This window comes from Marinactinospora thermotolerans DSM 45154 (assembly GCF_900167435.1).
Taxonomy (GTDB): domain Bacteria; phylum Actinomycetota; class Actinomycetes; order Streptosporangiales; family Streptosporangiaceae; genus Marinactinospora; species Marinactinospora thermotolerans.
Genome location: NZ_FUWS01000002.1, coordinates 505495 through 520468 on the forward strand (window position 1 = coordinate 505495; position 14974 = coordinate 520468).

Consider the following 14974-nt stretch of genomic DNA (forward strand, 5'->3'; position numbering starts at 1 on the left):
GGGAGGGCTCACCATGAAGATGCAGGCCTACCTGTTTATGGGCGTCTCGACCTTCTTCGGGCTCATCGCCGGCCTCTACGCCTACTGGGCGTGGGCCGTCGAGGGCCAGATCGAGTGGACCGGCACGGTGGCCCTGGTCGTCGCCATCGGCTTCGGCTGGATGGTCGGCTTCTGGCTGTGGCAGGCGGCGCGTCGCAGCGAGCGCGCGCACGGCCTGCCGCCGGAGGAGCGCCTCGACGGTGAGATCGCCGAGAACGCCGGCGAGTACGGCTTCTTCAGCCCGCACAGCTGGTGGCCGCTGTTCGTGGCCATGGCGGTCGCGTTCACCGCGGTGGGCGTGGCGATCGGCTGGTGGATGGTCTTCATCGGCGCCTTCGCCATCATCCTCACCTCGATCGGCTGGGTCTTCGAGTACTACCGCAAGGAGTTCCAGCACTAGAACAGGATTGAACCCGGTTGTAACCGGGTATCGATGTCCTTTTGTGGCCCCGGCCGGGCAACGAATCCGCTGAGATCGTTGCCCGGCCGGGGTATTCTTTTCGAGCGGACCGATACATCCTGTCGGGGTATCTCCCGGTACGGCCGCCTTGTCATCGTTTTTGGAACTTGTTCGCTTGGATTCGAGCCCGAGCGGACGGGTCGGGATCCGGTCGAGCTCGATGCTGGAGGTCGCACGCGTGAAGGACAGCGCATTCACACCGACACTTCGTCGCCTGGGCGCAGGGTTGGCCGGTGTGGCCCTCGTCTTCACGGCCGCGTGCTCCGGGGGCGAAGCCGGACCGGGGGCCGACACCACCGGCTCTGAGAGCACCGGCAGCGCGGTCGAGGTCGAGATCACCCCGCAGGACGGGTCGACCGAGGTCCAACCCAACCTGCCGGTCACCGTCACCGCGGCCAACGGCACCATCACCGACGTGAAGATCACCCAGGCGGCCGGCGAGCAGGCGCAGACGGCCGAGGTGTCCACGGAGCAGCAGGAGTCGACCGACAGCGCGCTCGACGAGATCACCGGAACGCTCAACGAGGACAAGACCGAATGGGTCAGCGACTGGACGCTGACACCGGGCAGCGACGTCACCGTCACGGCCACCGCCGAGGGTGAAGACGGTGAGAAGACCGAGGTCGTCAGCGAGTTCTCGACCCTCCCCGCGACCGAGGGCAAGCGGCTCGAACTCCAGTCGAACTTCCCGGTCAGCGGCGACACGGTCGGCGTGGGCATGCCGATCATCGTCAACTTCGACCTTCCGGTCGAGAACAAGGCCGCGGTCGAGGCCGCCATGGAGGTCGTCTCCGAGAAGCCGGCCGAAGGCGCGTGGAACTGGTTCGGCGACCAGATGGCGGTCTTCCGCACCAAGGAGTACTGGGAGCCCTACCAGAAGGTCACGGTGAACCTGCGGCTGGCCGGTGTCCAGGCAGCCGAGGGCGTCTACGGCATCAAGAACTCCCAGATCAACTTCGAGGTCGGCCGGGCGCAGTTCACCGAGATCGACGACGACACGCACCGCATGGTGGTCGAGCGCGACGGCGAGCAGATCAAGGACTTCCCGATCAGCAACGGCAACGCCACGACCCGCGCCTACACCACCACCAGCGGTGTGCACCTGACCATGGAGAAGTACGAGCACCTGGTCATGGACTCCGCGACGGTCGGCATCCCCGAGGGGCACCCCGACTACTACAAGCTCGACGTGCAGTACGCGGTCCGCTTCTCCAACAGCGGCGAGTTCACCCATGCCGCCCCGTGGAACGGTTCCCTGGGCCAGGCCAACATGAGCCACGGCTGCACCAACATGAGCACCGAGGACGCCAAGTGGTTCTACGAGAACTCGCTGATGGGCGACCCGCTCACCATCACCGGGACCGACCGCGAGCTCGAGGTCGACAACGGGTGGGGCTACTGGCAACGCTCGTGGGACGAGTGGCTGGCAAACAGCAACCTGGGCGAGTCCGACAAGACGGATGAGGCCGGTTCGCCGGGCTCCCCGCTGGCCGAGCCGGCCGCCGCCTCCGCCACGGACTGACGCGGCCGAGCCCGCTTGGAAGGCCCCCGGAGCATCGCTCCGGGGGCCTTCCGCGGTGAGGGACGGACGAATTATGGACGGACCGTTTCAGGGGCCTGAGATCTCTCAGCTGCCTCTCCGGTACGGCCGGGGAAGGCCCGAGGCCCCGATGGCCGGGAGAGGCCGGCTGAGCGGCCTCCCGCCGCCCGCCACAGGGACCCCTCCCGGGCGGGGCGCCGGCGCTGTGGCGCTCCCGCCACGTCCTCTCAGCGCGCCTCCCCGGTGGGCGGGAGGAAACGGACGTAGGGCCGTCCCCCCGGCCCGTCGGGAGACACCACCGCGCGGACCCCGTAGACCTCGGAGACCAACCGGGGGGTCACCACCCGTTCCGGCGGTCCGGCGGCGACCACCCTCCCCTCCCGCAGCACCACGAGGTGGTCGCAGAACATCGAGGCCAGGTTGAGATCGTGCAGCGCGATCACCGTGGTGACCGGGAGGCGGGTGATCAGGTCCAGCAGTTCCAGCTGGTGACGGACGTCGAGGTGGTTGGTCGGCTCGTCCAAGAGCAGCTCACGAGGCTCCTGGGCGAGGGCGCGGGCGATGTGGGCGCGCTGGCGCTCCCCTCCCGACAGGGTGTGCCAGGACTGTTCCGCCTGGTCCGTCAACCCCGTGTGACCGAGGGCGGCCTCCACCGCCGCCTCGTCGGCCGAGGAGAGGGGAGCCCAGGCCCTGCGGTGCGGGATGCGGCCCAGCCGGACCACGTCGCCCACGGTCAGGTCCACCTGGGGGGTGGCCTCCTGCTCCACCACGGCGATCCGGCGGGCCGCCCCTTTCCGCCCGATCTCCTCCAGGGGCGCGCCATCGAGGCGGACCACCCCCGATGAAGTCCGGCGCACCCCGGCCAGCAGCCGCAGCAGCGTCGACTTGCCGGACCCGTTGGGGCCGAGCAGCCCCACCGTCTGTCCCGGGGCCGGCTCCAGGCTGACGCCGGCCACGATCATCCTGCCGCCGACGCTCCAGGAGACGTCCTCCGCGCGCAGGCTCATCCGTGCCCCCTCCGCGTCCTCATGCCGTCCTCCGGCCGCGGTACAGGATGTGGACGAAGGCGGGAACACCGATCAACGAGGTCACCACGCCGACCGGAAGCTCCTGCGGGTCCAGGACGGTCCGCGCCACGGTGTCGGCCCACACGAGGAAGATCGCGCCGGCCAGCGCCGAGACGGGCAGGAGCCGGCGGTGGCCGGGGCCGACGATCGCCCGGGCCGCGTGGGGCAGGACGAGGCCGACGAAACCGATCGCGCCGACCACGCTCACCAGCGCCGCGGTCATGAGGGCGGTCACCCCCAGCAGCGCCAGGCGTGTTCGGGCGACGTGGATCCCCAGCGAGCCGGCGGCGTCCTGGCCGAAGACGAGCGCGTCTAAAGCGGGGGCCCGTCCCAGGCACGCCGGCAACGCCAGGAGCAGCACCAGCAGGCAGGGCCACACATCGGGCCAGGACGCCCCGCTCAACGAGCCCAGCAACCAGAACAGCACGCCCCGGGTCTGTTCCGGATCGGCCGAGGACATGACGACGAGAGAGGTCAGCGCCGAGAACAACTGCATCGTGGCGACGCCGGACAGCACCACGCGGTCGGTCGTTCCCCCCGACAGGTGCCCCAGGCCCAAGACGAGGGCGAAGGAGCAGGCCGCGCCGAGGAACGCCCCGGTGGACAGGGACAGCGCGCCCCCGCCCACGCCCAGCACGACGACCAGCACCGCGCCGGTGGAGGCTCCGGAGGAGACCCCCAGGACGAACGGGTCCGCGAGCGGGTTGCGCAGCAGCGACTGCATCACCACCCCGCACAGGGCCAGTCCGGCGCCGCACACCGCCGCGAGCAGGGTGCGGGGCAGCCGCAGGTCCCACACGATGCCCTCACGGATCGCGCTGAGCCCCGAGTCGGCTCCGCCCAGGCGTGAGACGGTCACCGCCGCGACCTCGCCCACGGAGATCCCCGCGGGGCCGATCGTGATCGCGACCGCGACGGAGGCCACCAGCAGGGCGCAGCCGGCCGGCCACAGCAGGAGGGGGCGCGCCGCGAAAAGCCCTCTCACGAACGTCGGGGGCCGGCCAGACCCAGCTCGCGCAGCCCGGCGGCGACCTGTTCGATCCCCTCGACGGTGCGGATCGACGGGTTCATGGCGGCACCGCTGACGAGGATGAATCGGTCGTTCTCGACGGCGTCCATGTGGCGGGTGACCGGAGTGGACTTCAGGAAGTCGATCTTGGCCGCACCGGACTCGGCCGTCTGGCTGTCCCGGGTCAGGTCGCCGAGCACGAGAACGTCGGGGTCGCGGTCGGCGATGGTCTCCCAGTTGACCTGGGGCCACTCGTCGTGGGTGTCGTCGAAGGCGTTCTCCGCGCCGACGGCTTCGGTGATGATGCCCGGCGCCCCACAGCATCCCGCCAGGTAGGGCGCCTCGGAGTTGGCGAACCAGAAGAGCACGGTGGTGCCGGAGGCGTCGACGTCACGGGTGGCGGCGTCCACACGGGAGGAGAGGTCGGCGACCAGCTCCTCGCCGCGCTCCTGGACTCCGAAGATCCTCGCGAGGTCGCGCACCTCACCGTAGACGTCCTGCATCGTCAACGGCTCCGCGCGGGAACCGTCGCCCCTGTCGAAGGAGGACTTGGCGCAGTCGGCCGGGGAGAGGTAGGTCGCCACCCCGAGCCGCTCGAAGTCGTCGCGGGTGGCGACGCCGCCTTCGCCCAGGGTCGAGACGAACGACGCGGAGACGAAGTCGGGCTCCGCGTCCAGGACCCGTTCGAACGAGGGGGCGTTGTCGGCCAGGCGGGGCACGCCCGCGTTGGCCTGCTCCAGCCCTTCGGCGACGGGATCGGTCCAGGTGGCGGTCCCCACCATCCGGTCGGCCAGGCCGAGGGAGAGCAGGATCTCGGTCGACCCCTGGTTGAGCGAGACCGCGCGCTGGGGCGGCTCGGCGACCACCACGTCACGGCCGCAGTTGTGGACCGTCACGGCGGACTCCGGGGCGGCGTGCGTGGTCGGGTCCGCGGAGTCGGCACCGCATCCGGTGGCGGCGCACAGGGCGAGGGAGAGCAGGACGGGGACGAGGGGACGATGGGGGGTCGGCACGGCCGTCCTTTTCGCGTGGGGCCCGGTCGCGGGGCCCGGCGGGCATCCTCCTCCGGTCGGCGGGAGACCAGAGTGCCAGCAGGTCTTCGGACTCGGGTTCGTCCGGCCGGAGCGCCTTCCCAGGATGGTCCCAGTGGCCCGTGCCCCGTCCGTCCCCCTCACCGCTGCGCGTCAGTTCCGGATTCGCACCGGATTCCCTGCCCCGTGCGGGGCGGCTGGCGGCTGCAAGGTATCACAGGCCCCGCGGGCGAAGAGCGGCCGGGAACGCCGAAGGGCCCGGCCTCCCCGTGGCGCGGGGGAGGCCGGGCCCTTCACAGGCCACCGAGACGGGCTCAGTGGGCCTTCACGGACTCCTCCTCGGACGCGGTGGCGCCGTGGTGGAGGTGGTGCCCACTGTGCGGACGGACGCCCTCGAAGGAGACGTTGTCCTTGGTGTACCAGTGGGCCAGACGCGCGCGAAGCCGTCCCTTGGCCCCCCGCCCGCTCGGCGGCTCCACCCCGTTCTCGTCGGTGGAGTCGATGTCGATGCGGGCCGGCGGCTTGCTCTGGAGGACGTGCACGGTGTCCGGGGAGGACTCCTTGTGCACCTCGATGAACTCACCGCTGGGGAGCTGCTGGATGGTGCCGCTCTCGTAGCCGTGCTCCAGGATCTCGCGGTCCCGGCGCTGCAGACCGAGGCAGATGCGCTTGGTCACGATGAACGCGATGATCGGGCCGAGGATGATCGCGATGCGGAAGAACCACGTCGTCGCGTACAGGCTGATGGAGAACGTCTCCGACAGGATGTCGTTGGAGCCGGCCAGCCAGATCAGACCGTAGGCGGTCACACCCGCCGCACCGATGCCGGTGCGGGTCGGGGCGTTGCGCGGACGGTCGGCCACGTTGTGGTGGCGCTTGTCCCCGGTGATCCAGGCCTCGATGAACGGCCACGCCGCCAGGCCGCCGAAGAGCAGGCCCATGCCGCCCAGGCCGGGCAGCAAGACGCCCATCGGCACCGCGTAACCCGCGATGGTGAAGTCGAACCAGTTCGGGAAGATGCGCAGCGCACCCTCCAGGAAGCCCATGTACCAGTCGGGCTGGAGGCCCGAGGTGATGGACGTCGGGGTGAACGGCCCGAACAGGTGGATCGGGTTGATCTGGACGAAGGCCGCCAGCCCGGCGATGACCGCGAAGGTGAAGAAGAAGAACCCACCGGCCTTGACGGCGAACGCCGGGTACATCGGCGTGCCGACGACCTTCTTCTCGGTCCGTCCGGTTCCCGGGTACTGGGTGTGCTTCTGGTGCCACAGGATCATGAAGTGCGCCACGATCAGCGCCAGCAGGATGCCCGGGATCACCAGGATGTGCAGCGTGTACAGCCGGGGGATGATGGCCTCGCCGGGGAACTCCCCACCGAACATGAACATCATCAGGTAGGTGCCGATGACCGGGATGGCCAGCAGCACGCCCTGGAAGATGCGCACGCCCATGCCGGAGGGCAGGTCGTCGGGCAGCGAGTAGCCGAACAGGCCCTCGACGATCGCCAGCGTGAAGATGGCGACACCGATGAGCCAGTTGATCTCGCGCGGCTTGCGGAACGCGCCGGTGAAGAACACCCGCAGCATGTGGATGACCAGCGAGGCCACGAAGATCAGCGCGGCCCAGTGGTGCACCTGGCGGATGAACAGGCCGCCACGGACGTCGAAGGTGATGTGGAGCGTCGAGGCGTAGGCCTCGCTCATCCCCACGCCCCTCAGCCGTTCGTAGGAGCCGTCGTAGACCACGTGACCCATGCTGGGGTTGAACCACAGCGTCAGGAAGACACCCGTCACCAACAGGATGATGAACGAGTAGAGCGCGATCTCGCCCAGCATGAACGACCAGTGGTTCGGGAAGACCTTGCGCAGGTTCTTCTCGCCGGTCTTCGCCAGGTGGAACCGGTCGTCGATGTAGTTGCCGAGGCCGCGCAGCGCCTTGGGGGCAGGAGTAGTGCTCATCTGCTAGTCACCCTTCTCCGCGTCCCAGAACGTCGGGCCGACGGCGCTGGAGAAGTCACCGGCCGCGACGAGGTACCCCTCATCGTCCACCCTAACCGGGAGCTGCGGCAACGCCCGGTGGGCCGGCCCGAAGACGACCTTGGCGCCGTTGGCGGCGTCGAACGTCGACTGGTGGCACGGGCACAGGATCCGGTGCGACGTCTGCTCGTAGAGGGCCGCGGGGCAACCCACGTGGGTGCAGATCTTGGAGTACGCGACGATCCCGTCGTGGGTCCAGTCGAGCTGCTGCTGGGTCATCTCGTCGCTGAAGTCGGCCGGGTCCATCTTGATGAGCAGGACCACGGTCTTGGCCTGGTCGTTCAGGCTGAGCCCGTGCTCGGGGTCATGCGACTCGGGCAGCGCGGTGACCATGCCGCCGACCTCGTCGAGGTCGGAGGCGCGGATGAGGCGGTCGGTGCCCTCGACCACCATCCGCATGCCGTCCTCCCACATCGTGTGCTTCAGCTTGTCACCGGGCAGCGGCCCGGTGTCGCGCAGCAGCACGATGGGGGCCAGGCCCAGCGGGACCATGGCCAGCAGGAGGGTACGGCGCATCAGCGGACGCTTGGTGAAACCGCTCTCATGCGCGCCCTGCATGAAGAAGTCGCTGAACGAGCCCTTCTCCTCGGGGGAGGAGGGCAGCTCGTCGTAGGGCGAGGACACCTCGTAGTGCGGCATCACCCGGCGGGCCCACACCGTCATACCGGCGCCGATGGCGAACAGCGCCAGGGCGATCGTGCCGCCCATGAGCATGTTCGCGTACTGCGCGGTCTGCGGGTCGGCGATCGCCGGCTCGCCCTCGGCGTTCGGCGGGAACGAGAAGTAGCTGACGAAGAAGCCGATGCCGGCGAGGAACGCCACGAGGAACCACAGCGCGGCGAGCTTCTCGCCCTTGCGCTGCATCTCCTCGGGGCGCGGGTGCGTCTCCACGGCGGGGTAGGGCCCCTCGTGCCGCCGCTCATGGGCGGTCGCCGTGGCGCCGGCGAGGGATTCGCCGGCGGGCGAGGGGGTGCCGATGACCCGGTCGGGTCCTTCGGCACCGGCCCCGCTGTCGTGGTTGGTGTTGTTATCAGTCATGTGCTCGCTGCTTCGCGGTGATCCAGATGGCGCACGCCACGATCAGGCTCATGCCGACGGTCCAGCCGATGAAGCCTTCGGCGACCTGGCCGATGCGGTCGAGCGAGAAGACGCCGCCGGCGTCCGGTTCGGCCTGCAGGTCCTTCACGAACTTGATCAGGGACTGCTTCTCTTCCTCGGTGATGGTGGTGTCGTTGAACACCGGCATCGCACCGGGACCGGTGATCATGGCCTCGTAGATCTCGCGCGGGGTCGCCTCGTGGATCTCCGGGGCCCAACGCCCGTCGGTCAGGGCGCCGCCGGCACCGGACCAGCTGTGGCAGTGCGCGCAGTTGGTCATGTACAGCTTCATGCCGGCCTCGGTGTCACCACCGGCGATGTACTGCTCGTAGGCCGCCTCGTACTGCTCCTTGGCGGCCTTGTACTCGCTCTCGTCCTCGAAGTCCGAGCGCTGCGGAGCCAGCCCGGGGGCCTGCTCCGGGATGGCCGGGCCGCCGCCGAACTCCTGGTCGACGTAGGCGGCCAGGTCGAGGATCTCCTGCTCGGTGTAGACCGGGTCGCGGCGGGGCATCTGCACGTCCGGGTTCATGGACGGCATACGGCCCGTGCTGACCTGGAAGTCCACCGCGGCCGCACCCACGCCCGTCAGGTCGGGACCGTTCTCGGTGCCCTTCCCGTCGAGCCCGTGGCAGCTGGCGCAGCTCTGGACGAAGATCTGCTTGCCGTTGCTGATGTCGACCGGGGCCTCCTCGGAGCCGGCCGCAACGGTCTGCGCCTGAGCCCGATCAGCGTTGGGCGCCACGAAGGCGTAGCCCACGCCGAAGAAGGCGAGCGCGATTATGACGACGACATACCCCGCAAGGGGATGCCGTCGCCGCGCGGTAATCCATTTCACGGTTTCCCCGTTCGGGTTACTGGATGAAGTAGATGGATGCGAACAAAGCGATCCAGACCACGTCAACGAAGTGCCAGTAGTAAGACACGACGATGGCGCTGGTCGCCTGCTGGTGAGTGAAGCGCTTCGCGGCGTACGTGCGTCCCAGCATGATCAGGAACGCGATCAGACCACCGATCACGTGGAGCCCGTGGAAGCCCGTGGTGAGGTAGAACATCGAACCGTAGGCACTGGACTGCAGGGTCAGGCCCTCGTGCACGATCAGCTCGTAGTACTCGTACGCCTGGCCGAGCACGAAGATCAGGCCCATGGCGAACGTGATGAAGAACCACTTACGGAGCTTCTTGACGTCACCGCGCTCGGCGGCCCAGACGCCGGCCTGCGCGGTGAAGCTCGAGGCCACCAGGATGACGGTGATGGACAGGGCCCACGGCACGTTCAGGTGAACGTCGGGCCAGGCGCCCAGTTCCGGGTTTCCCTTGGTCACCGATCGGATGGTGAAGTACATCGCGAACAGCGCCGCAAAGAACATGAGCTCGTTGGCCAACCAAACGATGGTGCCAACGCTCACCAGGTCAGGTCGCTTCGCCGCACCATGATGTGCTGGTGTCGGTCCTGTTTCTTGGTTCGCGGTTGCTGTCGCCACGTCTGCATTATTGCGGCATCTGACGAGGGGTGTTGCACGACCCCCCGTATCGGGTGAGATAGGTCGTGATCACGAGGCCAGAGGTGGCTGTGCGCCCCTGGGGCCGTCGTGACATCCCCGTGACCAGTGGGAACGAGACGTGGCGGGGACATCCGGGCGGAAGGGGGCCCGCCGAACCCCCATTGATACGGAGGTCGAGCGGCCCCGACCGCCTCGTGTCGGGCCGTCGGTCCGCAGCGAGGGTATCAGGAAGGTCTCGGCAACGCCCATGGCGATGCGGCCGGAACGGACGTCCTGATACGGCCGGCGTCCCACGGGTTCGCGGGCTCCCGTCGTGTCGAACGTCTCAAGGCAATAGGCTCGGTGCCGTGTGCACCCGACCGCGTGCGTTCGAGGGCGGGTGTGGGAGTGGCCGTGGCGGGGTAACACGTGGGCGCCGGAGAGGGCGTGTGGCGCCCGCGCGCCGCCTGATCGGCCGGGACAACGAAGTCATGGCCCAGCGGCGGCGGCCGACGCCGGACGCGGTGGCCGAACAATAAGGACGGTTCCCATGGCGAACAGCGGCACCGAGACCGCCGAACACACCCCCACGATGCGCGTCCTCATCTATAGCGATGACGCCGGCGTCCGCGAACAGGTACGCCTGGCCATCGGCCGTCGTCCCGCCGCGGACGTGCCCAAGGTCGAGTTCGTCGAGTGCGCCACCGCGCCGGTGGTGCTCAAGCGGCTGGAGGACTCCGCCATCGACGTCGCGATCCTCGACGGCGAGGCCCGGCCCGCCGGCGGCATGGGCCTGTGCCGGCAGGCCAAGGACGAGATCTACCGTTGCCCACCGGTGCTGCTGCTCATCGGCCGCCGCGACGACCGCTGGCTGGGGGCCTGGTCGCGTGCCGACCGTGTGCTCGCCCACCCGATCGACCCCGTGGCGCTGGCCGGAACGCTGGCCGAGATGCTGCGCGAGCGCGCCCGCAAGTCGGTCGTCGCCGGCTGACGATGCGCGCCGCCCGGGCGCTTCGGCCCGGGCGGCGCCGCCACGTCACACGACACGCCCCGCCCGTCGCCCAGCGGCGGGCCGTCCCACGGATAATTCTGTAGATGCCCCTCTTCCAAGGTGTCGCCGTGCCCCGGTACGGCGGACGATCCCTCCGGTTCTTCAGCGGTGCCCTCCACCACGGTGCGGACATCGCCCGATGGCGTGCCTGACACGTGCCCGCAGTGAACACCCACGGACCACGACACCTTTGAAGGAACCGTTAGTGAGCATCTCCGAACGCACCTGGCCCCAACTCCTCGACACGCTGCTGGCCGGGAGGTCCCTCGACTCCGACGACACCGCCTGGGCCATGAACGAGATCATGTCCGGCGCCGTGACCGACGCCCAGATCGCGGGATTCGCCATCGCGCTGCGCGCCAAGGGCGAGACCGTCGAGGAGGTCACCGGTCTCGCCCAGGGAATGCTGGACAACGCCGTGCCCATCACCGTCCCGGGACCCACCCTGGACATCGTCGGCACCGGAGGGGACCGGGCGCACACGGTCAACGTCTCCACCATGGCCGCGATCGTCACCGCGGCCATGGGGGTGCGCGTGGTCAAGCACGGCAACCGCGCCGCCTCGTCCTCGTGTGGAACGGCCGACGTGCTCGAACGCCTCGGCGTCGTCATCGACCTGTCCCCCCGGCACACGGTCGACGTCGTCGAGGAGGTCGGGATCACCTTCTGCTTCGCGCCGCTGTTCCACCCCTCGCTGCGCTACGCGGCCAAGCCGCGGCGCGAACTGGGGACCCCCACCGTCTTCAACTTCCTGGGCCCGCTGACCAACCCGGCGCGCCCGACCGCCGCGGCGATCGGGGTGTTCGATCCCCGCATGGCCGGGGTCATCGCCGGGGTGTTCGCCCGGCGCGGCGTCTCCGCGCTGGTCTTCCGCGGCGACGACGGCCTGGACGAACTGACCACGACCACCACCTCCGCGGTGTGGGTGGTCCGTGACGGGGAGGTGCGCGAGGAGCGGCTCGACCCGGCCGCCCTCGGCATCGAACGGGCCGAACCGCAGGCGCTGCGCGGGGGGGACGCCGGATTCAACGCCGCCGTCGTGCGCGACCTTGTCGGAGGTAAGACCGGACCCGTGCGCGACGCCGTTCTGCTCAACGCGGCCGGCGCGCTCGTGGCCGCGGAGGGGTTCAGCGGAACCCTGACCGAGGGGATCGGCGCCGCCTACGAGCGCGCGGCCGCCGCGGTCGACAGTGGCGCGGCGCAGGCCACGCTCGACCGTTGGATCAAGGCCAGCCAGGAGCGCGCCGCGCGGAACTAGCCTTCGCCGTCCGTGCCCGGGCGCGCCCCGGGCACGGACCCGACGACTACAGCCCCAGGGAGAACGCGGCCTCCAGGTCGTGCTGGGAGTAGGTGTGGAAGGCGATGTGGGTGTCGGAGGACAGCACGCCGGCCACCTTGTTCACCCGGCCGGGGATGATCTCGGCCAGCTCCTCGTGCCGTCGCACCCGGACGAGGGCGATGAGGTCTATTCCTCCGGTGACCGAGTAGACCTCGCTCACGCCGTCGATCTCGGCGATCGCCTCCGCGACCTCCGGGATGCGGTCGACGTCGGCCTTGATCATGACGATCGCGGTGATCACGTGGAATCCTCCTGGGATCGGTGGTGAGGGTGCGCCGGGTCGCGGCGTCAGTGCACGTCGGAAAGGCGCCATCCGGCGCGCCAGCGGATGCGGTAGACGAGCAGCCCGCCCGCCACACCGGCGACGAAGCCGTAGACGTGCGCGGCGTAGGCGACCCCGGCGTCCTCGCCGGGGAACAGTGACAGGCTGATGTAGAGGAAATATTGCAGCACGAAGTAGGTGGCGACCAGGACCCAGCCCGGCAGCCGCACCGGCAGGACGCCGAAGACCAGGGTGATCACCCGGCTGCGGAACTGGACCACCAGGTAGGCGCCCAGCACGCCGGAGATCGCGCCGGAGGCGCCGACCATCGGCACCTCGATCGCTCCCTCGCTCAGGGCGAACCCGTAGCAGGCCAGGACACCGCAGGCCAGGTACATCCCGAGATAGCGCATCCGGCCCAGCCGGTCCTCGACACACGGGCCGAAGACGAACAGGTAGACCATGTTGCCCAGCAGGTGGAGCGTGCCCCCGTGCAGGAACATCGACGTCACCGCCGATATCCAGGGGATCTTGGCCACCTCGGTGGGCGGGCAGCCGGGGGTCTGCGTGAGCCCCGCCGCGCCCAGCGCGTCGCCGGTCAGCAGCTCGGCCGGGATCGCCGCCCAGCGCAGCAGATACAACTCCTGGGCGCAGGCCCGTACCATCCCGTCGGCCGCGCCGTACCACGTCGCCACCAGTGAGGAGGGGGACAGGAGGTAGACCGCGACGTTGACCGCGATCAGCAGGTAGGTGACGACGGGGACGCGCCGGACCGGATAGTCGTCACTGAGCGGGATGCCTGCCATGGCCCCAGTCTGTCAGGTCCCGGTATTTCTCCGCTCCATCGACCGGGCAGCTCCACGTGCCCTCGATCTCGGCCAACCGCAGACCAGGGGATTCGAGCCAGCGCAGCAGACACTCCATCTCCTCGGGCGTGGCGCGCGGCGCCGGGCCGGGGCCCGGCTCCACGGTTTCGGCGGTCGCCACGAGGGCGGAGAGGAAGGGCGCGGGACGCTCCCCCCGGCCCATCAGCGCCGATCCCGCGAGCCGGCCGTGTCGGATCACCGCCAGTTCCCACCCGGCGGGGGTGGGGCGGCCGGCCACCAGGTGGGAGCAGCCGGCCAGCGCGGCCAACCGCTGCCGGCGGATCGAGGCCCGTAGGAACGCGGCCAGGCGGTCGCGGTGGGCCGCCGCCTCCTCATAGCGAAGCTCCCGCGACAGCTCCTCGATCCGCTGCCGCAGCCGGGTGACCACGCGGCCCGGTTCATCCGTCATCGCCGCGGTCACCGCGGCCACGTGCGCGGCGTAGTCGTCGACGCTCTCCCGTCCCTCGCACGGGGCGCCGCAGCGCCCCATCCCGGCCAGCGCGCACGCGGCCACGGTGGGGGAGCGGCGCAGACGGTGGTTGCAGCGCCGGATCGGGGCGGTCTCCTCAAGGGCCTCGCGGGCGAGCTGCGCCTCGCGCGCGCTACGGAACGGTCCGAGGTAGGGGGCGCCGTCCTCGGCCAGGTCGCGCACCACCGACAGGCGCGGATAGGGCTCGCGGGTCAGTTTGAGCCAGACCAGCCGTTCCTGGTGGCGGGAACGGCGGTTGTAGGGAGGGTGGCGTTCGCAGATCAGCCGCAATTCGCGGACCTCGGCCTCCAAGGGGGTCGCGCACACGATCGGCCTGACCCGCTCGGCCAGCCCGACCATCTCCCTGATCCTGCGGCGGGTCTCGGCCGCGGTGAAGTAGGAGCGCACCCGCCGGCGCAGGTTGCCGCTCTTGCCGATGTAGAGCGCGTCGCCGCGCGCGTCCTCGAAGACGTAGACGCCGGGGGACTCGGGCAGGTCGTCGGCGAGGTGCCGCTTGCCGCGCTGGACCGAGGTCGGGGCGCTGCGAAACGCCCGCAGTTCCTCAAGCGTGTCCACTCCGAAGGCGCCGAGCCGTTCCAAGAGGCCGTGCAGCACGCCCACCGTCGCCCTGGCGTCGTCGAGCGCCCGGTGGGTCGGGCGGTCGGGCACCCCGAGGAAGCCGGCGAGGGTGGCGAGCTTGTGGTTGCCGACCTCGCCGCGGGGGATCAGCCGCCGGGCCAACGGCACGGTGTCCACGACCGTGGGAGCCGGCCAGGGCAGACCGTGGTCGGCGCAGACGGCCTTGAGGAAACCCACGTCGAAGGGGGCGTTGTGGGCGACCAGGACGGCGCCCCGGTCCAGTTCGGCGAACTCCAGGAAACCGGGGAGGACGGCGTCGACCGGCGGGGCGGTGGCGACCATCGCCTGGGTGATGCCCGTCAGCAGGGTGATGAACGGGGGGATCGGCACGCCGGGGTTGACGAGGGTGCCGAATTCGCCGAGGACCTCGCCCCCGCGGACCTTCACCGCGCCGATCTCGGTGATGCCGGCGCCGCTGGACCGCGCCCCCGTCGTCTCCAGGTCCACGACCACGAAGGTCGTGGCCGACAGGGGTGTCCCCAGGTCCTCCAGCGACGTCTGGACCGAGTGCTGCTGTTGTGCCACCTCGTCAGGGTAGGCGCAGGTGGTGACGGGAAGGGACCGTGGTGGAGGTGGTGCGTGCCGGC

At 70.0% G+C, this 14974-nt stretch carries 14 protein-coding genes and 1 riboswitch; of the genes, 4 read left to right on the plus strand and 10 right to left on the minus strand.

Annotated features, from left to right (window positions below):
* Positions 1-13 precede the first annotated feature (13 nt).
* Positions 14-439, plus strand: a complete 426-nt coding sequence (locus B5D66_RS05225; protein ID WP_078760442.1) for a cytochrome c oxidase subunit 4 — start codon at positions 14-16, stop codon at positions 437-439.
* Positions 440-677: 238 nt separating this feature from the next.
* On the plus strand, positions 678-2021 hold the full coding sequence (locus tag B5D66_RS05230; protein ID WP_078760554.1) for a L,D-transpeptidase: 1344 nt from the start codon (positions 678-680) through the stop codon (positions 2019-2021).
* 245 nt (positions 2022-2266) lie between these two features.
* On the opposite strand, the gene B5D66_RS05235 is transcribed toward B5D66_RS05230, so the two are convergent.
* From B5D66_RS05235 to ctaE, 7 genes are all read right to left on the minus strand, one after another.
* The gene (locus tag B5D66_RS05235) at positions 2267-3046 is read right to left on the minus strand and encodes an ABC transporter ATP-binding protein (protein WP_078760443.1); all 780 of its coding nucleotides are present in this window, start codon (positions 3044-3046) and stop codon (positions 2267-2269) included.
* A 19-nt stretch (positions 3047-3065) separates the two neighbouring features.
* A complete protein-coding gene (locus tag B5D66_RS05240) occupies positions 3066-4091 on the minus strand; it encodes a FecCD family ABC transporter permease (protein WP_144389971.1) in 1026 nt (341 codons plus the stop codon).
* Positions 4088-5095, minus strand: a complete 1008-nt coding sequence (locus tag B5D66_RS24935) for an ABC transporter substrate-binding protein (protein WP_455429552.1) — start codon at positions 5093-5095, stop codon at positions 4088-4090. The genes B5D66_RS05240 and B5D66_RS24935 overlap by 4 nt, the downstream gene beginning before the upstream one ends.
* A 93-nt stretch (positions 5096-5188) precedes the next feature.
* Positions 5189-5363: riboswitch (cobalamin riboswitch) on the minus strand.
* A 97-nt stretch (positions 5364-5460) separates the two neighbouring features.
* Complete coding sequence (qcrB, locus tag B5D66_RS05245) at positions 5461-7104, minus strand: cytochrome bc1 complex cytochrome b subunit (protein WP_078760445.1); 1644 nt, start codon at positions 7102-7104, stop codon at positions 5461-5463.
* 3 nt (positions 7105-7107) lie between these two features.
* Positions 7108-8220: a cytochrome bc1 complex Rieske iron-sulfur subunit gene (gene qcrA, locus B5D66_RS05250; protein ID WP_078760446.1), complete on the minus strand. Its 1113-nt coding sequence runs from the start codon at positions 8218-8220 to the stop codon at positions 7108-7110.
* The gene (gene qcrC, locus B5D66_RS05255; RefSeq protein WP_078760447.1) at positions 8213-9115 is read right to left on the minus strand and encodes a cytochrome bc1 complex diheme cytochrome c subunit; all 903 of its coding nucleotides are present in this window, start codon (positions 9113-9115) and stop codon (positions 8213-8215) included. Before qcrC ends, qcrA begins: the two co-directional genes overlap by 8 nt.
* Positions 9116-9131: 16 nt before the next feature.
* A complete protein-coding gene (ctaE, locus tag B5D66_RS05260; protein WP_078760448.1) occupies positions 9132-9761 on the minus strand; it encodes an aa3-type cytochrome oxidase subunit III in 630 nt (209 codons plus the stop codon).
* 550 nt (positions 9762-10311) lie between these two features.
* On the opposite strand from ctaE, the gene B5D66_RS05265 reads away from it, so the two are divergent.
* Positions 10312-10752, plus strand: a complete 441-nt coding sequence (locus tag B5D66_RS05265) for a DNA-binding transcriptional response regulator (protein WP_078760449.1) — start codon at positions 10312-10314, stop codon at positions 10750-10752.
* A gap of 265 nt (positions 10753-11017) precedes the next feature.
* Complete coding sequence (trpD, locus tag B5D66_RS05270; RefSeq protein WP_235000763.1) at positions 11018-12070, plus strand: anthranilate phosphoribosyltransferase; 1053 nt, start codon at positions 11018-11020, stop codon at positions 12068-12070.
* A gap of 46 nt (positions 12071-12116) precedes the next feature.
* Here trpD and B5D66_RS05275 read toward each other — a convergent pair whose 3' ends face one another.
* The 3 genes from B5D66_RS05275 to B5D66_RS05285 are packed head-to-tail and all read right to left on the minus strand — an operon-like array spanning position 12117 to position 14912.
* Positions 12117-12392, minus strand: coding sequence for an Lrp/AsnC family transcriptional regulator (locus B5D66_RS05275; protein WP_078760451.1), 276 nt, complete (start codon positions 12390-12392; stop codon positions 12117-12119).
* A gap of 47 nt (positions 12393-12439) precedes the next feature.
* Positions 12440-13219: a rhomboid family intramembrane serine protease gene (locus tag B5D66_RS05280; RefSeq protein WP_078760452.1), complete on the minus strand. Its 780-nt coding sequence runs from the start codon at positions 13217-13219 to the stop codon at positions 12440-12442.
* Entirely contained in the window at positions 13197-14912 is a 1716-nt protein-coding gene (locus tag B5D66_RS05285) for a DEDD exonuclease domain-containing protein (protein WP_078760453.1), read from the minus strand. The genes B5D66_RS05280 and B5D66_RS05285 overlap by 23 nt, the downstream gene beginning before the upstream one ends.
* Between the last annotated feature and the right edge of the window lie 62 nt (positions 14913-14974).

Bases quoted from the DNA above. Each gene is read 5' to 3' on its own strand.
- B5D66_RS05225 (WP_078760442.1), top strand. From the start codon at position 14: ATGAAGATGCAGGCCTACCTGTTTATGGGCGTCTCGACCTTCTTCGGG.
- B5D66_RS05235 (WP_078760443.1), bottom strand. From the start codon at position 3,046: ATGAGCCTGCGCGCGGAGGACGTCTCCTGGAGCGTCGGCGGCAGGATG.
- qcrB (WP_078760445.1), bottom strand. From the start codon at position 7,104: ATGAGCACTACTCCTGCCCCCAAGGCGCTGCGCGGCCTCGGCAACTAC.
- qcrA (WP_078760446.1), bottom strand. From the start codon at position 8,220: ATGACTGATAACAACACCAACCACGACAGCGGGGCCGGTGCCGAAGGA.
- B5D66_RS05265 (WP_078760449.1), top strand. From the start codon at position 10,312: ATGGCGAACAGCGGCACCGAGACCGCCGAACACACCCCCACGATGCGC.
- B5D66_RS05280 (WP_078760452.1), bottom strand. From the start codon at position 13,219: ATGGCAGGCATCCCGCTCAGTGACGACTATCCGGTCCGGCGCGTCCCC.